The 19562-nt window shown below is 50.5% G+C and carries 26 protein-coding genes; 15 read left to right on the top strand and 11 right to left on the bottom strand.

The genetic code is table 11. The annotated features are described in order from the left end of the window. Nucleotides 1-25: 25 nt before the first annotated feature. Both KTR07_RS04395 and KTR07_RS28610 read left to right on the top strand, forming a co-directional pair. A complete protein-coding gene (locus KTR07_RS04395; RefSeq protein WP_008782490.1) occupies nt 26-208 on the top strand; it encodes a hypothetical protein in 183 nt (60 codons plus the stop codon). Nucleotides 209-297: 89 nt separating this feature from the next. Next, the gene (locus KTR07_RS28610) at nt 298-420 is read left to right on the top strand and encodes a Fic family protein (protein ID WP_004320497.1); all 123 of its coding nucleotides are present in this window, start codon (nt 298-300) and stop codon (nt 418-420) included. A gap of 102 nt (nt 421-522) precedes the next feature. On the opposite strand, the gene KTR07_RS04385 is transcribed toward KTR07_RS28610, so the two are convergent. From KTR07_RS04385 to KTR07_RS04350, 8 genes are all read right to left on the bottom strand, one after another. Then, on the bottom strand, nt 523-903 hold the full coding sequence (locus KTR07_RS04385) for a hypothetical protein (RefSeq protein WP_004320499.1): 381 nt from the start codon (nt 901-903) through the stop codon (nt 523-525). A 33-nt stretch (nt 904-936) separates the two neighbouring features. After that, a complete protein-coding gene (locus tag KTR07_RS04380) occupies nt 937-1209 on the bottom strand; it encodes a hypothetical protein (RefSeq protein WP_004320500.1) in 273 nt (90 codons plus the stop codon). A 7-nt stretch (nt 1210-1216) separates the two neighbouring features. After that, nucleotides 1217-1492, bottom strand: a complete 276-nt coding sequence (locus KTR07_RS04375; RefSeq protein WP_004320502.1) for a hypothetical protein — start codon at nt 1490-1492, stop codon at nt 1217-1219. Between the two features lie 442 nt (nt 1493-1934). Further along, nucleotides 1935-3662 carry a ParB/RepB/Spo0J family partition protein gene (locus tag KTR07_RS04370; protein WP_004320504.1) on the bottom strand — a complete coding sequence of 576 codons (1728 nt, stop codon included), beginning with the start codon at nt 3660-3662 and terminating at the stop codon, nt 1935-1937. 437 nt (nt 3663-4099) lie between these two features. Then, a complete protein-coding gene (locus tag KTR07_RS04365; protein ID WP_004320506.1) occupies nt 4100-4354 on the bottom strand; it encodes a hypothetical protein in 255 nt (84 codons plus the stop codon). 7 nt (nt 4355-4361) lie between these two features. After that, nucleotides 4362-5117, bottom strand: a complete 756-nt coding sequence (locus tag KTR07_RS04360) for a ParA family protein (RefSeq protein WP_004320508.1) — start codon at nt 5115-5117, stop codon at nt 4362-4364. Nucleotides 5118-5397: 280 nt separating this feature from the next. Then, nucleotides 5398-5760: a hypothetical protein gene (locus tag KTR07_RS04355; protein WP_004320510.1), complete on the bottom strand. Its 363-nt coding sequence runs from the start codon at nt 5758-5760 to the stop codon at nt 5398-5400. 10 nt (nt 5761-5770) lie between these two features. Continuing rightward, nucleotides 5771-6112 (bottom strand): hypothetical protein, encoded by a 342-nt coding sequence (locus KTR07_RS04350; protein WP_004320512.1) that lies wholly within the window; start codon nt 6110-6112, stop codon nt 5771-5773. Nucleotides 6113-6137: 25 nt separating this feature from the next. Here KTR07_RS04350 and KTR07_RS04345 point away from each other — a divergent pair, with 25 nt between their 5' ends. Then, nucleotides 6138-6356 (top strand): hypothetical protein, encoded by a 219-nt coding sequence (locus KTR07_RS04345; RefSeq protein WP_004320514.1) that lies wholly within the window; start codon nt 6138-6140, stop codon nt 6354-6356. A 356-nt stretch (nt 6357-6712) separates the two neighbouring features. Here the strand turns inward: KTR07_RS04345 and KTR07_RS04340 are convergent, their stop codons facing one another. Continuing rightward, nucleotides 6713-7345 (bottom strand): hypothetical protein, encoded by a 633-nt coding sequence (locus KTR07_RS04340; RefSeq protein WP_004320516.1) that lies wholly within the window; start codon nt 7343-7345, stop codon nt 6713-6715. A gap of 47 nt (nt 7346-7392) precedes the next feature. After that, complete coding sequence (locus tag KTR07_RS04335; RefSeq protein ID WP_004320520.1) at nt 7393-7617, bottom strand: hypothetical protein; 225 nt, start codon at nt 7615-7617, stop codon at nt 7393-7395. Nucleotides 7618-7901: 284 nt separating this feature from the next. On the opposite strand from KTR07_RS04335, the gene KTR07_RS04330 reads away from it, so the two are divergent. Continuing rightward, nucleotides 7902-9176, top strand: coding sequence for an ATP-binding protein (locus tag KTR07_RS04330; RefSeq protein ID WP_004320523.1), 1275 nt, complete (start codon nt 7902-7904; stop codon nt 9174-9176). Between the two features lie 5 nt (nt 9177-9181). Here the strand turns inward: KTR07_RS04330 and KTR07_RS04325 are convergent, their stop codons facing one another. Continuing rightward, a complete protein-coding gene (locus KTR07_RS04325) occupies nt 9182-9835 on the bottom strand; it encodes a M23 family metallopeptidase (RefSeq protein ID WP_004320525.1) in 654 nt (217 codons plus the stop codon). Between the two features lie 219 nt (nt 9836-10054). Here KTR07_RS04325 and KTR07_RS04320 point away from each other — a divergent pair, with 219 nt between their 5' ends. Genes KTR07_RS04320 through KTR07_RS04270 form a run of 11 tightly spaced genes read left to right on the top strand, consistent with a single transcriptional unit; the run spans nt 10055 to nt 19551 of the window. Then, complete coding sequence (locus KTR07_RS04320) at nt 10055-10813, top strand: DUF4099 domain-containing protein (protein ID WP_004320528.1); 759 nt, start codon at nt 10055-10057, stop codon at nt 10811-10813. A gap of 18 nt (nt 10814-10831) precedes the next feature. Beyond that, nucleotides 10832-11056, top strand: a complete 225-nt coding sequence (locus tag KTR07_RS04315; RefSeq protein WP_004320530.1) for a hypothetical protein — start codon at nt 10832-10834, stop codon at nt 11054-11056. Nucleotides 11057-11072: 16 nt separating this feature from the next. Then, nucleotides 11073-12650, top strand: a complete 1578-nt coding sequence (locus KTR07_RS04310; protein WP_004320531.1) for a hypothetical protein — start codon at nt 11073-11075, stop codon at nt 12648-12650. A 3-nt stretch (nt 12651-12653) separates the two neighbouring features. Continuing rightward, the gene (locus tag KTR07_RS04305; RefSeq protein ID WP_004320533.1) at nt 12654-14042 is read left to right on the top strand and encodes a toprim domain-containing protein; all 1389 of its coding nucleotides are present in this window, start codon (nt 12654-12656) and stop codon (nt 14040-14042) included. Then, entirely contained in the window at nt 14039-14536 is a 498-nt protein-coding gene (locus KTR07_RS04300; protein ID WP_004320535.1) for a PH domain-containing protein, read from the top strand. Before KTR07_RS04305 ends, KTR07_RS04300 begins: the two co-directional genes overlap by 4 nt. Further along, the gene (locus KTR07_RS04295; protein ID WP_004320537.1) at nt 14517-15206 is read left to right on the top strand and encodes a hypothetical protein; all 690 of its coding nucleotides are present in this window, start codon (nt 14517-14519) and stop codon (nt 15204-15206) included. The genes KTR07_RS04300 and KTR07_RS04295 overlap by 20 nt, the downstream gene beginning before the upstream one ends. A gap of 13 nt (nt 15207-15219) precedes the next feature. Then, a complete protein-coding gene (locus KTR07_RS04290; RefSeq protein WP_004320540.1) occupies nt 15220-15903 on the top strand; it encodes a hypothetical protein in 684 nt (227 codons plus the stop codon). 13 nt (nt 15904-15916) lie between these two features. Then, nucleotides 15917-16582, top strand: coding sequence for a hypothetical protein (locus tag KTR07_RS04285; protein ID WP_004320541.1), 666 nt, complete (start codon nt 15917-15919; stop codon nt 16580-16582). Between the two features lie 25 nt (nt 16583-16607). Next, nucleotides 16608-17438, top strand: coding sequence for a M23 family metallopeptidase (locus KTR07_RS04280; RefSeq protein ID WP_004320543.1), 831 nt, complete (start codon nt 16608-16610; stop codon nt 17436-17438). A gap of 23 nt (nt 17439-17461) precedes the next feature. Further along, a complete protein-coding gene (locus KTR07_RS04275; RefSeq protein ID WP_004301295.1) occupies nt 17462-17743 on the top strand; it encodes a hypothetical protein in 282 nt (93 codons plus the stop codon). 8 nt (nt 17744-17751) lie between these two features. Next, a complete protein-coding gene (locus KTR07_RS04270) occupies nt 17752-19551 on the top strand; it encodes a hypothetical protein (RefSeq protein WP_004320545.1) in 1800 nt (599 codons plus the stop codon). Nucleotides 19552-19562: the final 11 nt, after the last annotated feature.

Below are 19562 nucleotides of genomic sequence, written 5' to 3'. Positions count from 1 at the left end.
CTTTGCTGCCAATCTACTCACTTAGATGTTCATGTGTCTGGGGCGTGCCGAGAAAGCCGGTAGCGGTGTGGATAAGATTGTGAGCGGTTGGCAGTCTTTGGGTTGGCCGCTTCCTACTGTAGCCGAGGAAACACGTCCGGACTATGTTGTGCTGACCTTGCAGTTAGGGATGAAAACCCGACAAGAAAACCTCGCAAGCAGGATTTGAGAAAAGAGCAAATCTTGGAGTTCTGTGTTGAGCCGCAATCCCTATCTGATATTTTGCAACATTTAGGATTGAAAGATAGGGAAAATCTTATGGAGGTCTATATCAATCCGATGATTGGTGCAGGGGTATTGGAAATGACGGAGCCGGACAATCCCACAAGCCGTAACCAGATGTATGTAACGGTAAAAGTGGAACAAGAATTTCAAAAGTAAGTTTATAATAGGATATTGCGGCTTGGACGCATCCAACCTCATACAAATAACACTGCCCGCGTGAAAATGGGGGCAGTGTTATTTATATGGTAGTTCGCTTATTTAAGCTCGTGTACCGCTTAAAAGTTCGGCAAGTTGCCGGTCGCAGAATTTATCGTATTCCTCCTTGTCTGTACCGCTTTCGATAGCCCGGTCGATAACATCGCCCAGTTCGTCGAAGCAGACTTCTTCATTGACACACTTTGCATTGCTATCATCTTCTTTCAGTAGATAGACCTCGTAGTAATCAGAGCCGTTGAGAGCGATAACGACATATCCGGCGTGTAACCGTCCGTTTACTTTCAGCCGCAGTGCCGGTAATTCTTGGAATACCGTAGCGACAAATTCGCTGACTCCCCACGACATAAAGACGGGTATGGGGGTAAATGACAGTAATTGTTCTTTGATGGTCTGTGCGATGTGCATTACATACTCTTTATCCATAACTTTGATTTTTAATATGATTATTGATTTATGTTAGTTGAACCATTCGGGGTTATCCTCTTTTAATTCCGTGATGAGTTCATCGTCCGGTAATTTGAGGGTCTTCGCATCGGCGAAAAAGAAAACCTCGTCATATATTTGTTCGGCTTCCTTACTTGCAAAACCTTCGCTCTCGTCCTCGAAACTGCCCGGATGAAGTGCATCGAGCAGAGCGGTAGAGCCGATAAGTAGTTCTTCACCTTCGTTGGATTTCACGATACGGCAGATGTAGATATTGCCGTCAAATTGTAGTTCTTTCGTTTTCATACGCCTGTTATCTTAATGGGATATGTCTCCCGTTTGCCTTGAGGTATTCCATGATACACTTCGCTTCTTCGTGCGATGCACGGTTGCGGTCATCGTAATTGCGTGTCTCGTCTGCCATGACCACGATACACTCCTTTACCAACCTGTAAAGGCTTTGCTGCAGCGTGGGGTGCATTTCGGGGATAGCGGCTGCAAACCGTTTGGGATTGAAGCCGTAATCGTTCACTGCTCTTTCCCAGTCTTTGGCGAGCTGGTACTCCTTGCTTTCCTTGATGTTGTCCATAATCTTGAATTTTAATGATTTGTTTTTTATTCCCTCCGTTCGATTCCTTTCTGTCGGAACCGCTTTGGGATTTTATAGATGCGGTAAACGGTTGTCGGTACAGCTTCATACGGGAGGCTTTTCCTGCCAATTACTCTTTCTGAGGGAAGGAAGAATTTGCAGGAAATACATTTCAAGCCGCCGGATCAAGCGCGACGGCCGACCTTTGCATCTGATAAAACCAAACCGGGGCTGACAGGGAATGAAGCTGGGGAAACGCTATAAAAGGGAAGTTGAAAATGGTAAAAAAGAGAGGAAACGAAAGCTATGAATGGAGGAAGGGTGGGTGGTGACGGGTTCGTCAGAAAGTTAAAAGAGGTACTTGGGTCCTTTGTCCGGAGCATACAAAAATGAATAGAGGGCGGATTTCCCCCCCCCCTATTCGTTATGACAACAACATTTGTCAGGCAGCTATTTCTTCCGTTTGCGGTTCGGTCTGTGCTTCCGCTTCGGGTTGCGGTTCATCGGGTTGTTCCGCTTCCTGCGTGGCTTGTTCCTGCAAAGCGGCTTTTTTTTCCTTAATGCGTTGGTGCCGCTTTTCGTACACTTCATTATATCCGTCTTGGATATTGGCAAGTTCTTCGGGCATATGCTTTTGGGCGAAGCCAAGCAACAGGGAGGCTGTGGCGTTGTTACCGAATGCGTCCTTGAAATTGGCAATCAGATAATCCCTGCGGATAACGGCTTTCTGCTTGGCGGTAAGGTTCTCGATGATGCGCATTTTGTCCTCGCTCGTAAGGTAGTAATAAGAACCTTTATCTTCAATTCCCACCTCATTGAAATGCTCTTTGCGGAGTGAGGAGAGCAGGAAGAAATACACCATTTTCTCCTCGTCCTGTCCAAATTTGCGCTCTGACATATCGACCTCTAAAATCCGCTTTTTGGTGTCTTCAACGGTCTTTTCGAGGGCAATCTCCTTGTTGCGTTTGTCCTGCTTTTCCAACTTCTCGATAGGTGAAAGCGGCATTTCGGTTGCTGTACCGTTTACGGTGGTAGCGGTATTTGCAACATAGCACAGTGTAATGTCGTTGCTCTCAATACGGAGATAGAGGGAGATTTCTCCTGCTTCGCTTCGGGTGCGGATTGCTTCGCATTTTTCGGTGTAACCGTTCAATTCCTGCCCGTAATCCTTTTCTGCATCCTCGTATTCCTCGGTGGTATCATAATCCTCTTTTTGAGGTGCTTGGGGGCTTTCGGGGTATTTCGTTGCATAGGTTTTAAGGCTTTCCACTTCGTAGCCCATAGCGGTAAGTCGGTCGATGACAGCTTCATTGTAATTGTAGCTTTCGTGGCAGAGGGGAACGGCAGGGTGCTGTTCCATGAGCCGCATAGCCTTTTCGGTAAGGTGCGATGTGTTCATTTCCACCAAGCAAGCGCGGTTGGCGCAATTTCCGCAACCACCCTCACAGAACAACATCATATTATTGGTATTGTGAGGGCATGAAAGACAAAGGGTTTTGTCGAATGAATAGCGATTGAGGTCTGCGGTGTATTGCCGTTCGATGCTTTGTGCCACCTCGGAAGCTTTCATGCCTCGCCAACTATTGTACTGCACCCCCTCTTTCAGATGTTGGTCGTACACCTCACGCTGTATCTCTTCCCCATAACGGCAGATTTCACTTGCCACGCTGATTGTGATTTCGTCCTGCTCCAACAGCAAAGCGATTTCGGGTATCAAGGAAACGAATTTAAGTCGTGTACGGATATATGCCTCCGTCTTGCCGAACTGCACGGTCAAGGACTGTACATCGTGGCGACCGCTGTCTATGAGCTTTTGGTAGGCGTTGGCTTCCTCAATCGGGGTCACATCCTTACGCTGCAGGTTCTCGGTAATCGCCATTTCCTCGGCTGTCTCGTCTGAAATTTCCATGACGATAGCCGGAATTTCCGCCAATTCAGCCATGAGGGAAGCACGGTATCTGCGTTCTCCGAATACAATCTCGAAACGGTTGTCCGCAATAGGGCGCACACCGATAGGCTGAAGCACTCCCTGCTGACGGATGCTCTCGGCAAGTTCCGCAAGGCTTGTCTCGTCAAAGTTCTTACGTGGGTTGTAGTTACTCGGCTGAATGTCTGCCAATGCTACCGATGTGATGTTCTTCTCTACTGCTTGAACTGCTGTTGTTGCCATAATCATAAAATTTAATTGGTTGATATTTGATTTTTTTATTTTCCCTTTTTTCGGTTCTTTTCTCTGCCTGAACCGCTTGGGATTTACAGATGCTTCAAGGGACTGACGAACAAGCTATTTTCAACGCTTTTTCCGGAAAATTACTCTTTCGCAGGAAGGAAGAATTTTACGAGAAATGCACTTCAAAGCGGTGAAATCAAGCGCGGCAGTCCAAATTTGCGTCTGGAAAACCAACCGGCGATGGCAGGAACGAGGCCGGACAAGCGGCAAGTGGAATAAATAAAAAAGTAATACAACCATGCGGTTATAAGAGGTAATAGAACAGGAGAACACCCAGGAGGGTATAAACAGGAAAAACGCTACCTTGTGGACGTGCCCATAAGATAGCGGTATGCTATAAAAGGTATATCGGATGGGGACTACAACCGCCGTACCGGTTATTTCTCGTGCTTTTCCAAATACTCTTTCATCGCCTCGTTCACGATGTCCCGTAGAGACATATTCTTTTCGATGGCGAGGTACTTCATCCGGGTATGAATACTTTTGTTTATGACAAAGTTGCAATGTACAGCAGGCTCTTTTTCCGTTTTGACCGGTGCAGGTTCTTTCTTTTGCGTGGACTTCCCGGTGGATGACAGCAAGCCGTCCAGTCCGCTTCTCATGCCGTTTTTCAATGAATCACTTTTGCCCATATCGTTTTTATTTTAATTTCAACACTTCTTTTGCTAACTCCATGTAGTCCTTTGCCCCGTTGCTGTTCTTGTTATACTCAAAGATATTCATGCCTTTTATCGGAGCTTCGGCCAATGATACATTGTCCCGGATGACGGTCTTGAATACCTTGTCGCAGAACGATTCGCTGATTAGTTCCGCCACACTTTTGTTGAGCGTCTTGCGCTTGTCAAACTGGGTGATGACAATGCCGCCGATATTTAGGTTTGGGTTCAAACGTTCCTTGACAATCCCGACCACATTTGTAATCTTTGCCATTCCGCGCATGGCGAGGAACTGCGCCTGTACCGGGATAATCAGGAAATCCGCCGATGTGAGGGCGTTCAGTGTCAGCAAACCCAGCGAGGGCGGACAGTCAATCAGGATATAGTCGAATTTACGGGTTTCAAGCAATTTTGCAATCAGCCCTTTTAGTATTAATTCCCGCCCCGGCTCGTTGATAAGCTCGGATTCTGTCGCCGACAAATCGAGGCAGGACGGTACAACGGAAAGACCGTTTTCCAACTCGAATACCGGTAAGGTATATTCGCCTTTCATCGCTCCGTACACCGTCCGTTCCTCTTCGATGGAGAGACCGCAGGATTCCGTGAGGTTTGCCTGACCGTCCATGTCGATGAGCAGTACACGCTTTTTCTTCTGCTGCAATGCGGCAGCAAGATTGATGGTGGTAGTTGTCTTTCCGACACCGCCCTTGTGGTTCAAAACTGCGATTATTTTTGTCATAATTTCGTGTCTTTATATCTGATACAAAGATAATACTATTTTTAGTATTTACTATTATTAGTGTATACTATTTTACTACTTTTGTATATTTTAGTATTATAGCATCTACTACTATACTAAAATACTGATTGACTAAATGTAGTGCATTCTATCATTTCTGATGGGATATTTCCTAATATCCTACTTTACTAACCTTAGTATATACTACATTTAGTATTTGTTGTATAACAGCAAAATAAGCTCATTTTGGAATTAGTCTTATAAATCATCATCATGCGCATTAGATAAATTCTGTCTCAAGTGCTTCCAACAAGTCGTGTATTTGTTTTTCCGCTTCCTCCATATCCGATACAATGTCCTTGATGTGGTAAGGTGCGCCATTTTTACCGTGCCCATCATTTCCAATCCATAGATAGGCTTCGTAATCCGGGTCAAAACCCTCGAAATATTGTTCCATGTCAGCAATGAGGGTATCAATGTCCTCACATTTCATTTCGGCACTGAAATTAAAATCCTGCCCATAGTTGGTATAGCGTTGGAAGTCGAACTGAATATTTGATTTATTTTTGTCATCCACACTTATACTCCAGCCTTTGCTTTGGGATATTTCCGTTACTTTTTGTATCTTTTCTTGAGCGGTCATAGTTTTGAGTTTATAGTGGGGAGACTTCACACCGTCCTACCGATTGCTTTAATCCGTTATTTGAAAGTAATACTCCTGCAGCTCGTCTGGCCATTCGGCGGTCATAGAGCGTGGCTTTCTGGTTGTCCCGCTCGTGCCATTGCCAAATTTTGTGATTAAGTACAAGGCACAGCTCTGTCCAATGCTTGTAGTTATCTTTCCATTCTGCCTTAACCTTTCTGTATGTGTCAGCTATGGCTTCATTCCCGAACTTGTCTGCCATAGAGAAGTCCTGCCAAAAGGTTGTCATCGGGTCATAGCCAGTAATTTCCGCTATATTCCACTTGGGAATTACTATTTTTAATATTTCCATACTTATTATTGTTTTTGTAATACTCATGAATCAAGATTACTATTTCCCTTTGTTCGGTCTGTTTGCGACCGCCGGGAAGATTTTTCTGCTTTCAGAAGGTGGCGGGGAACAATCGGACAAGGCTGATCCGGAAAAATACGCTCGACAGCGGAGAGGAAGATTTTTACGTGTCATTTGCGGCAGTATGCCGGCATTGGCAGGATTGGAGCCGCCGGTTACCTTTGCGGAAAATTCTGTTCCGTAGGTCGCACGGCAGCGGACTTGGGTTTAATGGGAATCCGTTAGAAAAGGAAAGATTTATGAATAAAAGAGTGAGGCGGCCAGCCGGGACGGACTTTCCGATGGACTGTCTTGGGACTACAGAGGGCAGGATTTATCCCGCCCCCTGTAATGCCAAGTCTGTCCGTGTCCGTCCTTTTGCAAAAAGGGGCTTCACGCACTTTATGTAACGTGTTACACAAAATGCGTGAGGCTGCTTGAAGCAAACTGGCCGCAGGATGTAAGGCTATATGAGGGAGAAAGGAATTTTATAAAAGGCCGTTGGTCGATCGGAACAACAAACCGTACCGAGACTTTGCCCGATACGGTCTTGCATATAACTCAGTCTATGTCATAGCCTATCATGTATTCATCGTTGATAAGCAGATAATAGTAGCCGTTGCCACAATTCCTGTATTCTTTGCTGAATCCAGCCGCCATATCTCCATTTTCGCGTGGCTCACACCATAACGTACCGTCATAGCCACAAAAGTCGAAGCGTCCGGTGGAAAACTTTTCGCCTTGCTTCAGTGCCGTTCTGAAACGAGCCATATCCCAACTGCTGCAATACTTCTCGATGGTGGCAAGTCCGATACACTTGCCGTCGATGCGTGTGCCGGTCGTGATGCGGTTCTCGTAGAGGGATTTATCCAAATCGGCATTAGCGATTTTGCGAAGCCAATCATTCGTATGCGTGGCAAGTCGGGCAAGTTTCTGGTATTTCAAGACCTGTTTCTTTCCTATGTCCGCTGCATCTTCGGGAGAGGATGACGGATAGTATATCTTCTCAATGCTTGCCCAATCCGTGAAGATGTACCCGCTTTTTCGTTTTCTTGGCGCAATAATGCCGATGACGTTTTCATTGCGGTTGATGAATAATCGCCTACGTTGTCCTGCAATCCTTACATATAAAGAGGTGGAATTCTGCTCGTTTCGGAGATAGGCTTCTGCCGGATGAATAGTTGTTGTTTCCATATTTGTATAAATTTTGATTTTTGCTGTTCCTATTTTGGTTTACCTGTTCAAAGTTCCGGGATTGTGCCGTTCTTATATAGAACACCGTCCCGATAATGGGACACGATGCCCGGCTTAAGTCCCATTTCCTCAAAGGCTATATGCCTGATATAGTCCTTGTATTCTTTGCCAATGAAATTCTTTCCACAAAGGTTGTTGAAAATCATAGGGACGGAAAAACCGTCTTCGCTCGATAATATCACTTTGTCGTCTTGTCTAATTTCTTCTACCATACTTGTTTACTTTTAATTGGTTGAACTATCATGCTGATTTTTCTTTTTCCCTGCTTTCGTTTGCCGTGCAGGTTTGTTTTCAGCTTTTTGAGGCAGCCAGAGGATGAAGCTGTGGCATCATAAGCCAAACCCGGATAGAAAACCGACCGTGTAACAGTCTGTTTTCGTCATCCGAATGCAATGCGGCTTGGCGATTATGCGCTTCGTCCTACATTCGCCGACGAAAAGAGTAAAGAATGACCTGCCGGTAAAAGCAAGGATTTTGTAAAAAAGAAGAGTCGTATATGATAGAAAAAACGGCTTGGGATGTGAGAAAATACCCTGAAAAATTTGCGGTGTATCGTATTTTATGTAATTTTGCAGTTGTATTTCAAAATTGCATAAACAGTATGGAGGCAAAATATATCCACAGGGAGCTATCCGCCGTGATAGAAGAGGCTTACCGCTATTTTTCAGTCATTACGGTAACAGGACCGCGCCAGTCCGGAAAGACGACGCTGCTCCGCAACTTGTTCTCATACCTACCGTATTACTCGTTGGAAAATCTTGATGTCCGGAGTTTCGCCGAAAACGACCCGGTCGCTTTTCTGAACCAGCACACGGAGGGCATGATTCTTGACGAGGTACACAACGCTCCGAACCTGCTGTCGTATATTCAGGGTATGGTGGACAATGATGCCGACCGGCGGTTTATCCTTTCGGGCAGTTCGCAGTTTGCCATGCTGAAAAAGGTTACACAGTCTTTGGCAGGACGTACCGCCGTTTTCGAGTTGCTCCCCCTGTCATACTCCGAAATACGGGAGCAGATCACCGATACGCCTCTTGACAACCTGCTGTTTAACGGGTTTTACCCTGCCATTTATTCGGGCCGTAACATACCCAAATTTCTTTATCCGGCGTACATGAAAACCTATCTGGACAAGGACGTGCGCGACCTGCTACAAATCAAGGACATGATGCAGTTCCACACATTCATCAGGCTTTGCGCCGGACGTATCGGATCGCTGTTCAAAGCCTCTGAACTGGCCAACGAAATCGGTGTCAGTTCACATACCGTTACGGCATGGCTGTCCGTCTTACAGGCATCTTATATTGTTTTCCTGCTACCTCCCTATTTCGAGAACACACGCAAACGGCTGACTAAAACTCCCAAGCTCTATTTTACGGATACAGGGCTTGCCTGTCACCTGCTCGGCATCGAATCGCCGGAACAGCTTGCACGGGACAAGATGCGTGGGGCGTTGTTCGAGAACTTCATCGTAACGGAAGCCTTGAAGCGGCGGTATAACCAAGGCAAGGAAAGCAACCTCTATTTTTACAGGGATTCGAACCAGAACGAGGTCGATTTGCTGTTGAAAAAACATTCGGGGCTATACGGTATTGAAATCAAGTCGGCGATGACCTACCATGCGGACTTCGAGAAGGCGTTGAAACAAATGGACGGCTGGGTCAAAGAAACCATACTGGGTAAGGCGGTGGCCTATGCGGGTACACTCGAAAATACTGCTGGAGAAATCAAACTTCTGAATTACAGTCACCTGGATGAGGTGTTGGCTTAACAGCCCTATAACAGTCCAGCTAATGCCGACACACACTCCTGCTGCATGGATTTGATGTAATCGAAGAGAACCGAGGGATTGATATTCTTGCCATTTAGCTTGCAGGTGACGTGCAAGTGCTCGCCTGTACTTCGTCCGGTCGAGCCGGTAATACCGACGGCATCGCGGGGACGGACTACCGTACCCTTGGCGGCCAGCACCCGTGAAAGGTGGCAATAGCTGACGGTGTAATTTCCGTGCCGCAGTGTCACATACTTGCCGGACGTCTTGTCTTGTCCCACTTTGACGACCACCCCCTCCATCATGGCCAATACCTGCTCGCCCCGTGCGTGCAGGTCGATACCCCCGTGAAACTTCCTCTTCCCGGTAAACGGGTCTTTCCGGTAGCCGTATGGCGATGTAATTCTGATGCGCTGCAATGGATAAGACACACTGAGATAACGGTCAATCCACAACTTCTTACTTTCATCGGCAGGTTTTGTCGAAGTCTCCTGTGCAGGAGCCATGCTTTCGGGTGTCGGCTCCGGCTTTTTCATACCCTCCTGCAAGGCTTCTACCTTGTATCTTTCTGGTGTCTTGGCAATCGTGTTGAACTGCGCCTGAACGGGCATCGTGCAGAATGAAATACCCGATATTGCTATCAGTAGAATTTTTCTCATTCGGCAAAGTTATAACGGGAATTTTCATGTCGGAAACAAACTACCGTCATTTCTTGTATTGGTTTGATATTTTGCGTCTATTAGTACGATTTTGATTAGATAATTGTACTAATGAAGATAAAAACAGCATATTACAACCATTTATATAGCTGTATTTTTGTCCGTCATAATAAGATGTCTCTATCTTTGTATAGTACAATTTTATAATATGAATATAGTATGAAAAAAGTTCAGATTGAATTTGATGAATTACCCTTTTCGACACTGGAACGATTCGGTCTTACAAGGGAAATGATCGAGGACTTGCCGATGCGTGTGTTGGAAGACATCTGCAACGGCCGGCATTCTCCCGTGCTTCCCGTGCGTGTCACTGACGAGCATGGCGGGCAAATCGAGAGCCGCAGCCGCTTTGCCTTTATCCGCATGGACGACGGTCAGGTGGATGTGGTGTTCTATCCGGCACTGAAATCCTCTCCACTGGAGCGGTATGACGAAGCACAGCAGAAACAGTTGCTCGACGGCAAGGCGATTGTCGCCGATGTGGAAATGTCGGACGGACGGAGCAGCAAGGCTTTCGTACAGATTGACGCCGAGACGAAACAGGTGATGTATGTCCCCACGCCCATCATCGCACGCAACCTGAAAGTGCTGGCCGAGGTCATGCGCCTCGGTACGGTGGAGGTAAACGGGATGCAGCACGGCGAGCCGCTGACGGTAGTCGTGGGCGGCGAGCCTGCCACAGTGGGCATCGACCTTCATGCCAAGACCGGCATCCGCATCTGTTCGGGCGACGCGCAGCAATGGCGCAACCAACCCAAGCGAGAGTGGGACAAATACACCTTCGGGTGCTACGGCTGCTGGGTCATGGACGATGACGGTAACCTTGACTACGTTTCGGAGGAAGACTACACCGAAGAGCTGTGGAACGAACAGAAGAAGAGCGGCGAGCGCAATCGTGCGACAGCTCTCCATAAGTAAAACATCAATCCGTACATTATGGCACAGAACGAATATTATCCCGAAGACGTACTTGTCGGGAAGATGCAGAGCGGCGAATACGGCTGGCTCGATTACGTCAATCATTTCTCCGCCGACTGGCAGGAGGAATACGCCCGTTACTGCGAGGAAAAAGGGCTTGCAGTCGGCAACGAATCCGCCGCCGAGTTCGTCCGCTTCAAGGACGAACAGTTGGAGGCAGCAATGGAAAGCGGAGACGCATAACGAAAACAATCAGACTATGGCGATACGAACGAATACCAATCCCCGGCAGATGGACTTGCAGCCCGAAATGCGCGATATGCTGATGCGCAACGGGCTTCAAGCCCATGTTGCACTTGACGATGCAGGGTATCGGCTGATCGTGCAGGGACATGACTCGCCCCTGCTGGTCTATCCGATCACCGAACGTCAGATGTTGGCACTCACGGACTGGGGAACGAACACTGCCAACAAGAAGGCCTACAACGTGCTGACGAGCATCGTGGGCAAGGACTTCTATATGCCCAAGAACTTCGTCCATGCCCGCAATGCCAACGGTCGTGTGGCTATGGGGCTGCACGGCTACCGCATCGTCATCGGCGAGTACGGGCGCATGGGGCGTATGGGAATGCCCCCGCCGTTCCTTGGCTGGACACCTCGCAACCAGTTGGGCTTCCACCTTCGCAGGGTCGGCGGCCAACTGTTCTTTCCGGGGCCGTCCATCGTACCCGAACGCCCCGACGGGCGCATGAAGCCCGGCGAACTGCAATCAGGCGGTTACGGCTTCTATTACAAGGGGCATCAACAGGAGCAGCCCGTACAGCAACGGGATGTGCTGCAGGACTTGCAGGCGGCTATCACGCCGATGGTCAGCCGTCCACGCAGCAAGGAACCGGCACGGCCGTACAAGGAGCTTATAGCCTCTCCGGTCTATTTCTCCAACGAGAAATGGGCGGAGTGCCTTGCCTCGCACGGTCTTGTCGTGGATGCGGAAAAGCAGACGCTGACCGTGCAGTCGGAAAGCGTCCAAGCCGATATGGTCTATGACCTGACGGAAGAGGAAGTGAGGACACTGGTTGCCGCACCCATCGAGGAGCAGCCCGTAGAGAAACGTCTGGAACTGCTGAACGGCATTATCGGGGCTGACTTTTCCGACAAAGTGACGATGGAGGCTCTCAACAGCGATCAACGCATCGCTATCGGTCTGCATCCCGAAGTACAGCAGGATTTGAAACAACGCCAACGGCAGGAGCAAGAGGCTTTTATGCCAGTGAAAACCTCGCTGCAACAGCAAGAGGAATCCGTACAGGGAAATATCGGTGCGGTAGTGGACGGGCGTGACCTCCAGTTTTTGAATGAAAACAAGGGATGGTATCGGGAAGAGAAACACGGGCGGGAAGTCGAAGTGAGCCAGATAGCCGTTCAACCGGCACAGACCGAGGGGAAATACAGGATGACCGCCGTTATCGACGGTCAGGCTATCAGCCATGAGATAACCCAACGGGACTACGACAAGTTCCTTGCTGTGGATGACTATCACCGGATGAAGCTCTTTTCCAAGATTTTCAGCGAAGTGGACATGAAAACACGCCCGGAAGCACAGCGGGGTCTCGGCACGAAAATCTTTGCCGCCCTCACCGCAGGTACGGTAGTCGCGGCGGGTGTCGCACACGGCATCCACCATCACTGCCATGCCCCGGAGTTCTACGGCGAGTGTTTCGGCGGTCCGCCACGCCCGTACTTCAAGCCGGGTGTCGATACGCCGAGGGATGTGGCCATCCGTTGTTTCGAGGCAGAGATGAACCGTGAAATCAATGATATGAGAATGGGGAGGTAAACCATGAGAGAGGGCGAACTGACTTATGACGATTTTCTGCGCAGGCTGAACATTCAGGACGTGCTTATCGACGCGGGCTATCACCTGAACCGGCGTGACGGCCTGCGCTATCCCTCGTATGTCCGGTTGGACAGCGAGGGGCGGCGCATCCGCAACGACAAATTCATTGTCACGCAGCAAGGGAAATGTTGTTTCAAACCGCAACAGCAGAAGTCGTATAACATCATTTCCTTTATCAAGGAGCATCCGCATTTTTTCGCGGAATACCATGCCGGTGTGTCTCCCGACCGACTGGTAAACCTTGTCTGCAACCGGTTGCTGAACCATCCCGTCGCTGACCGGGATACCCGGATTATCCAGCCTAAACGGGATGTGAAGCCGTTTGACATGGCGGATTACGACATTCACCAGTTCAATCCGCAGGATCGGGCGACACAAAAGAAGTTCTATCCGTTCTTCAAGCATCGGGGCATCGACCTTTACACGCAATACGCCTTCCACCGGAACTTTTGTCTGGCGACGAAACACCGTGAGGACGGCATGAAATACACCAACCTCGCCTTTCCGCTGACCGTTCCGAAAGATACGGGACAGGTTGTCGGTCTGGAAGAGCGAGGGCGCCCTCGCATGGATGGCAGCGGCAGTTATAAAGGGAAGGCGGAAGGGAGCAATTCGAGCCAAGGGCTATGGATTGCCAGCCCAGCCAAAACTACGCTTACCGAAGCCAAGCATATCTACTGGTTCGAGAGTGCATACGACGCGATGGCCTATTACCAGCTTCATCAGGCCAACGACAAGGATTTGCGGAAAGCGGTCTTCATATCTACCGGCGGTAACCCGACGGTGGAACAGATGCGGGGTGTCCTCACGCTCTCGCTTCCTGCCAAGCAACACATCTGTTTCGATACCGACCTTGCGGGAATCGAGTTTGCCAAGAACCTGCAACAGGAGATGTACCGGGCTGTCCGTTCCACCATCGAGGAGACACCGGAGCGGAAGCCTTATCTGGATTCCGTCGCTGACGGCAAGAACCTCGATGAAGGAGACATAGACCTGCTGCCCGACGCTTTGCGGTCGAGCTACGGGAAATATGAATCCGCATGGGAAGAAGCCATGTCGATGCGTTCGAGCGGCCTGTGCCATCCGGACGACATACGGGAACAGACGGATATCATGAACGGAAATTACAAGGAGTTCCGTGAAGGATTGCGGGAGTTCCTCGGTCTGGACAAGGCGAATGACGCCTCTTTTGTCCGTGAACAGCCTACCTATCCCAACAAGGACTGGAACGAACAGCTTTTGGCCGGGCAGAAACAGGAAGAGACGGTCGATGAGACACAGGCGAGAGAACAGTCACCGGAAGAGGAACAACAAACACACTTTCGCCGATGATGACCGATGCACCCACAGGACATTTCCAAAGCATCGTGCTGCAACCGCACGCCGGACAGTTCGTCATCGACGAGCTGCCCGCAATCGTATTGTGCTGTGCAGCATGGGTGTACGGTGGCATGGAGGGACTGCCTCTGACAGCTCTTGCCGTATCGGTTGCCGCATTGCTTTCTTTGGCATTGCTGTACCGTTTCATCTATCTGCGCCGGACACGCTACCACATCGGTAGCGAGCAGCTTATCAGCAGGCATGGGGTGCTGTCCCGGAAGACGGACTACATGGAACAATATCGTATCGTGGACTTTGTGGAACACCAAAGCCTCATGCAGCAGCTTTGCGGCCTAAAGACGGTACGCATCTTCTCGATGGACAGGAATACACCCCGGCTTGATTTGGTAGGCATCAGACACAACTTCGATGTGGTAACGCTTATCCGGGAACGGGTCGAGTATAACAAACGAAAAAAGGGAATATATGAAATCACGAATCATTAGTCTGGTCATTTTTGCCCTCTGCCTGATGCCACACTGGGCAAAAGCCCAAATCACGGCGTCCAATCCGTTGGAATGGATGGCGTTGGCCGAGGGCAACGAGGTTATCAATGACCAAATAGAGAAACAGATAAATGGTCAGACGAAGACAGCTATGCTGCAGAACAGCATCGCCGCCGAGTTTAACCGCATCCACAAATGGGAGAAGCAGTACAACAGTTATCTCAAGACGGTAAGCGGCTACGCTTCATCGCTGAAAGCCTGCACCCATCTCTACAACGACGGCGTGAGAATCTTTCTCACGTTAGGGAAATTGGGCAACGCCATCCGAAACAACCCGCAGGGCATCATCGCCTCCATGAGCATGAACAATCTGTATATCGAGACGGCAACGGAACTGGTATCGGTCTTCACGCTCCTGAATGACGCAGTGGCCAAGGGCGGCAAAGAGAATATGCTCACGGGTGCGGAACGCAGCAAGACCTTGTGGGCGTTGAACGACAAACTTTCGGTTTTCAGCCGGAAGCTGCACCTGCTCTACCTGAGCATACGGTACTATACCCTCAATGACGTGTGGAACAACGTGACGGCCGGGATGCTCGACCGCAACAACGGAGAGGCGGCACGGATGGCCATGTCCCGTTGGCGCAGGGCTGCCGTCCTTGCACGATAAAATCAGGTGAATGATGAAACGGACGATTTGGATAGGCATCTTATTGCTGTGCATCGGTATCGGCAAGGTTCGGGCACAGAACGACCCCGTGCTTGCCGGGATGATCCTGCTCTATACCGACAAGGCGGAAAAGGAGCTGAAGAACCAGGAGAAGGTCATGCTGATACAGACCACCGGACACCTGTGGACGAAAGAGGAAGTGAAAGCCACGACCGACCTGCAACGGGAGTTCAACAACTATTTGGACTCTTTCCGGTCGATAATCTGCTACGCAGCGCAGATATACGGTTTTTACCACGAAATATCAAGGCTGACGGACAATATGGGAGACTTTACCAGACAGGTAAGCCGCAATAGTCCCAACGCGCTGGCCGTTGCTCTCTCCACGCAACGGAACCGCATTTACCGGGAACTGATTATGAACAGCGTGGAGATTGTGAATGACATCCGCATGGCGTGCCTGTCAGACAACAAAATGACGGAGAAGGAGCGCATGGAAATCGTATTTGGCATCCGTCCGAAGCTCAAGATGATGAACAAGAAACTGCAACGGCTGACCAAGGCGGTGAAATACACGACGATGGGCGACATCTGGCGTGAAATCGACGAGGGGGCACGCCCGGCAGCCGACAAACGGGATATCGTGGAAGCCGCCAAAAGACGCTGGCGGCAGATAGGAAGAAATGTAAGACCTTAAAAACAGACAACGTATGGGCGTTTGGAGTACACTATTGAAATATGGCGGCAAGGCCATGAAAGGTGTCGGTACGGCTACAGCGACTACCGGCAAAAGTATGGGTAAGGCAGTGCTGCACCCTTCGCAGACCTTGCGTGGCGCGGGTCAGGCCGTCAAGACGGCGACCATCGGCGGTGCGGTCGGTTATGTGGGCTGGGAGAAGCTGACCACCGACAAAAGCGTGGTGCGTATCGTGAGCGATGCGGTCATCGGCGAACCGGCAACGAATACCCTCGCGGAGACGGCGGACGGAGTGCGTGAACTGACGGGCAAGGCCGGGGAAGCCGTCAGTTCGGTCAGCGGTGCGGTAACCGGCATCGACAACAAGCTGAACGGTGTGTCGAACTTTTTGCGCCAAGCCTCCGGTGGCGGAGGCCTTGATATGTTCGGCAACTTTTTCCGTAACCTCGGCAGCGGCAACGTGTCGGGGCTGAGTATTGCCGGGCTGGTTGCGGCGGCGTTCCTCATATTCGGACGCTTCGGCTGGCTGGGCAAGATTGCCGGCGCATTCCTCGGCATGATGCTCATCGGCAACAATGCGGGTGTCTTCCGAACGCCGGAGACAGAAAACGTGCAGCGCACCCGGACGCCCGAACTTCCGGCAGAGGAACAGACGCATGGCGGAGGGATGAGAAGATAGGGATATGAATCAATAGGTAAACAGCATGAAATATACAGAAGAAATGATCCTGCAATCCGATAGCGGTTATTGTATGCCTTTCGAGGAACAGCAGGGCAAAGACGTGGAGCTGTCGCTCGGCTACGGCGAACAGACCGACCCGGCGACGGGCGAGAAATTCTTTCATCACGGCATTGACTTCAACGTGCGGTGCTATATGCTTTCTGCCCTCGCCAGCGGCATTGTGTCGGGCGTGGGCAACGATTCCGGACACGGCATCTGCCAGACCATCCGCTACGGGGAGTATGAGGTGACATACGGAAATCTGTCCAATGTCTTCGCTCAATTCGGACAGCGTGTAAAGGCCGGACAGACGGTAGCTTTGAGCGGTGACAAACTGCACATGACCGTCCGCTTCAAGGGCGAGGAACTGAACCCGCTGGAGTTCCTGACGATGCTGTACGGGAACATACAGGCAATGCGTCAGGCCGGCGGACACGAGACAGACTATTTATCCGGCTTGGAGATGGAACTGAAAACCGATTATGAACGGGACAAAAGGGAGATAGAGGAACTGATGCTGCACTTCCTGCCGCACTATATGGAGGATTTGCGGCATGGAGCATACACCTTGCCCCGGAATACGGAGCAGTCGCTACGCCACATCTTCACGGTGGGCGCGATGAAGGAGTATTTCTACGAGAATATGCCGAGCATGGCCAATCCGCTCGGACTGGGACACAAGGCCATGCCGCTGGCCTGCAAGGTGCAGAACCTCCTTATTGCGGATTTCCTGCATTACCTCGCCCTGCGGCATGATGTGTACCTCTCCACTGCGAGCAGCGACATAAAAAAAAACTCCATGACGAAGCCCTGACCTATGGCGGCATCATAGACCCGTTGGCGGAACTGGACATCGACATACAGAGCTTCGACATACCGAGGCTTGTCACGGTCTATCCCGACCGGGCGGGTGTGCGCTGGTGGACCAAGGCATGGTTCAACAATCGGGAAGAGGGCGAGACATCCGTCGAAATCGAACGGGAGCAGGCGATACGGTTCATGCAGGACAACATCGAAAAGGACGCATGGCTGGAAGAGTTCTTTCCCCGGCAGATGGAGGTTTACCACAACGCCATCGAGCAGACGAAAGAACAGCTATTGAAACAGATAAATATATAATACACAACATGGATGGAATCAGACATAGCCGGCAATTCGCGGAAATAGAACGTCTTGTGAGCGATTATTTCCATTGCCATCTCGCTCCCGTCATGTCGAAAACGCAGGCTTTCCTCACGAAGAAGCAGGGCGAGGAAATGAGGGAGTATTCCACCTCATTGGGCGGCATACTCAGCGCAATGGCGTCTGCGGCACAGCCGATGGGCGACCCGTACCAGGTACTCAAGGTTACGGGCGAATGGAACTCGAAGACGACGGAGGACTACATCGGAATGTGCAAGGCGGAGATTACCGGCTCCAAGGAGATACAGCAAGACCTCGCATACATGGCCGGGCAATGGCGCGATACCGTCGTGCGGGAAATCGGGCGTGAACGGTACAACGAACTGTCGGAACAATTGGGCGGTGACCTTGCCTACGCCTATATGGACTACCGGGTAGAGGAACTGATGATCGACCGGCTGGTCAAGGAGCGAATGCCGAAATCGTCAGCCGACTACATCATCCGCAAAGCCGCAGAATCAAGCTTGCTCGGACTTTCGCAGACCTTGAACCGCTCGCCGCTTGCTGAGGAAATCGAGGCACGGGGCGAAGCGGCCTACCGTCCGAAAGGATGGGAAAAAGGTGCGGGTCGGGTATTGGGCGCAACGGCGGATGCCGTCATGATGGGTGGCGCAGGTTCGTGGGCGACATTGGCAAAGTTTGTCGGGGCGGACGTGGCTATCTCGGCAGTCGCCTCACGCTTCGAGCCTGAAAAGTCGCCCAAGCTCTCTGTGGAGCAATGTATCAGCAAAGGTGTGTTCGGTAGCGAACGGAACGTGTTTACGGACTTCCGTAAGGAGGCTGCAACAGTACAGACGGGTGATAGTGCGCTTATTGTGGCGGCCAACGAGCAGTTGAAGAAAAAAATACCTGTGATGAACTTTAATTTTTTGGAGTGGATGCAGACACCAAAGTTTACCCCTTTCCAAATGTCCGAAAAGCCCGGACACCCTGAAAAGAAAAATGAACGTGCCGAACGGTACAAGGATGTGCCGCTCATCGTCGCTCCCGGACAGGAAGAAGCCTATTTGAAGCATTTGGAGAAATATAAGAATGCAACGGCTGTAAAATCCACAAAGGAATCAACACAGCCGGAAATGGAACAGAGGGAAAAAGTGGAGAAAGAGGAACGGCAGGTGGTTATTCCACATGAGGAAGAAAAGCAAGAGAGAGAGGCTGTGCAGACCAACACGAACGGATGGAGCGGATTGCTCGGTACATTGGGATTAGAGGGATTGGGCGATATCACGGGCAACCTCGGATATGTCATGGCCATGCTGCCCGACATCCTGCTGGGAGCTTTTACCGGCAAGACGCAATCGTTGCGCTTTGGGGACAACCTGTTGCCGATAGCGAGTATTGTGGCCGGTCTGTTCGTGCGTAACCCGCTGCTGAAGATGCTCCTTGTCGGTCTGGGCGGCGCGAACTTGCTGAACAAGGCTGGACACGAGGCGTTGGGGCGTCCCATGCCGTCCGCCGACGTGCATACGGAAAACCAGTACCGCCGTTATCCCGACGAACCGCTCAATTCCCGTATCGTAAACCCTGTACTGCAAGGCAGCACGCTCATCGCCACGATAGACCGTGTGCCTTGTACCATCCAGCTCACGCCGACCGTCGCGGAGGCTTACCGTGCAGGGGCATTGCCGCTGAACACGCTGGCGAACGCCGTGCTTGCCAAGAGCGACCAGTTGCGCCATATTGCCTCGCAGAATTACGACGACGGACAGCGGGAGACGATTGTGCGCACACGGGGCATCCAATAAATCCATGAACA

Origin of the sequence: Bacteroides sp. MSK.20.82 (assembly GCF_019052485.1) — a bacterium.
Lineage (GTDB): Bacteria > Bacteroidota > Bacteroidia > Bacteroidales > Bacteroidaceae > Bacteroides > Bacteroides thetaiotaomicron.
The sequence above is the reverse complement of the archived record's forward strand: the minus strand, read 5'-3'. Positions and strand labels throughout refer to the sequence as shown.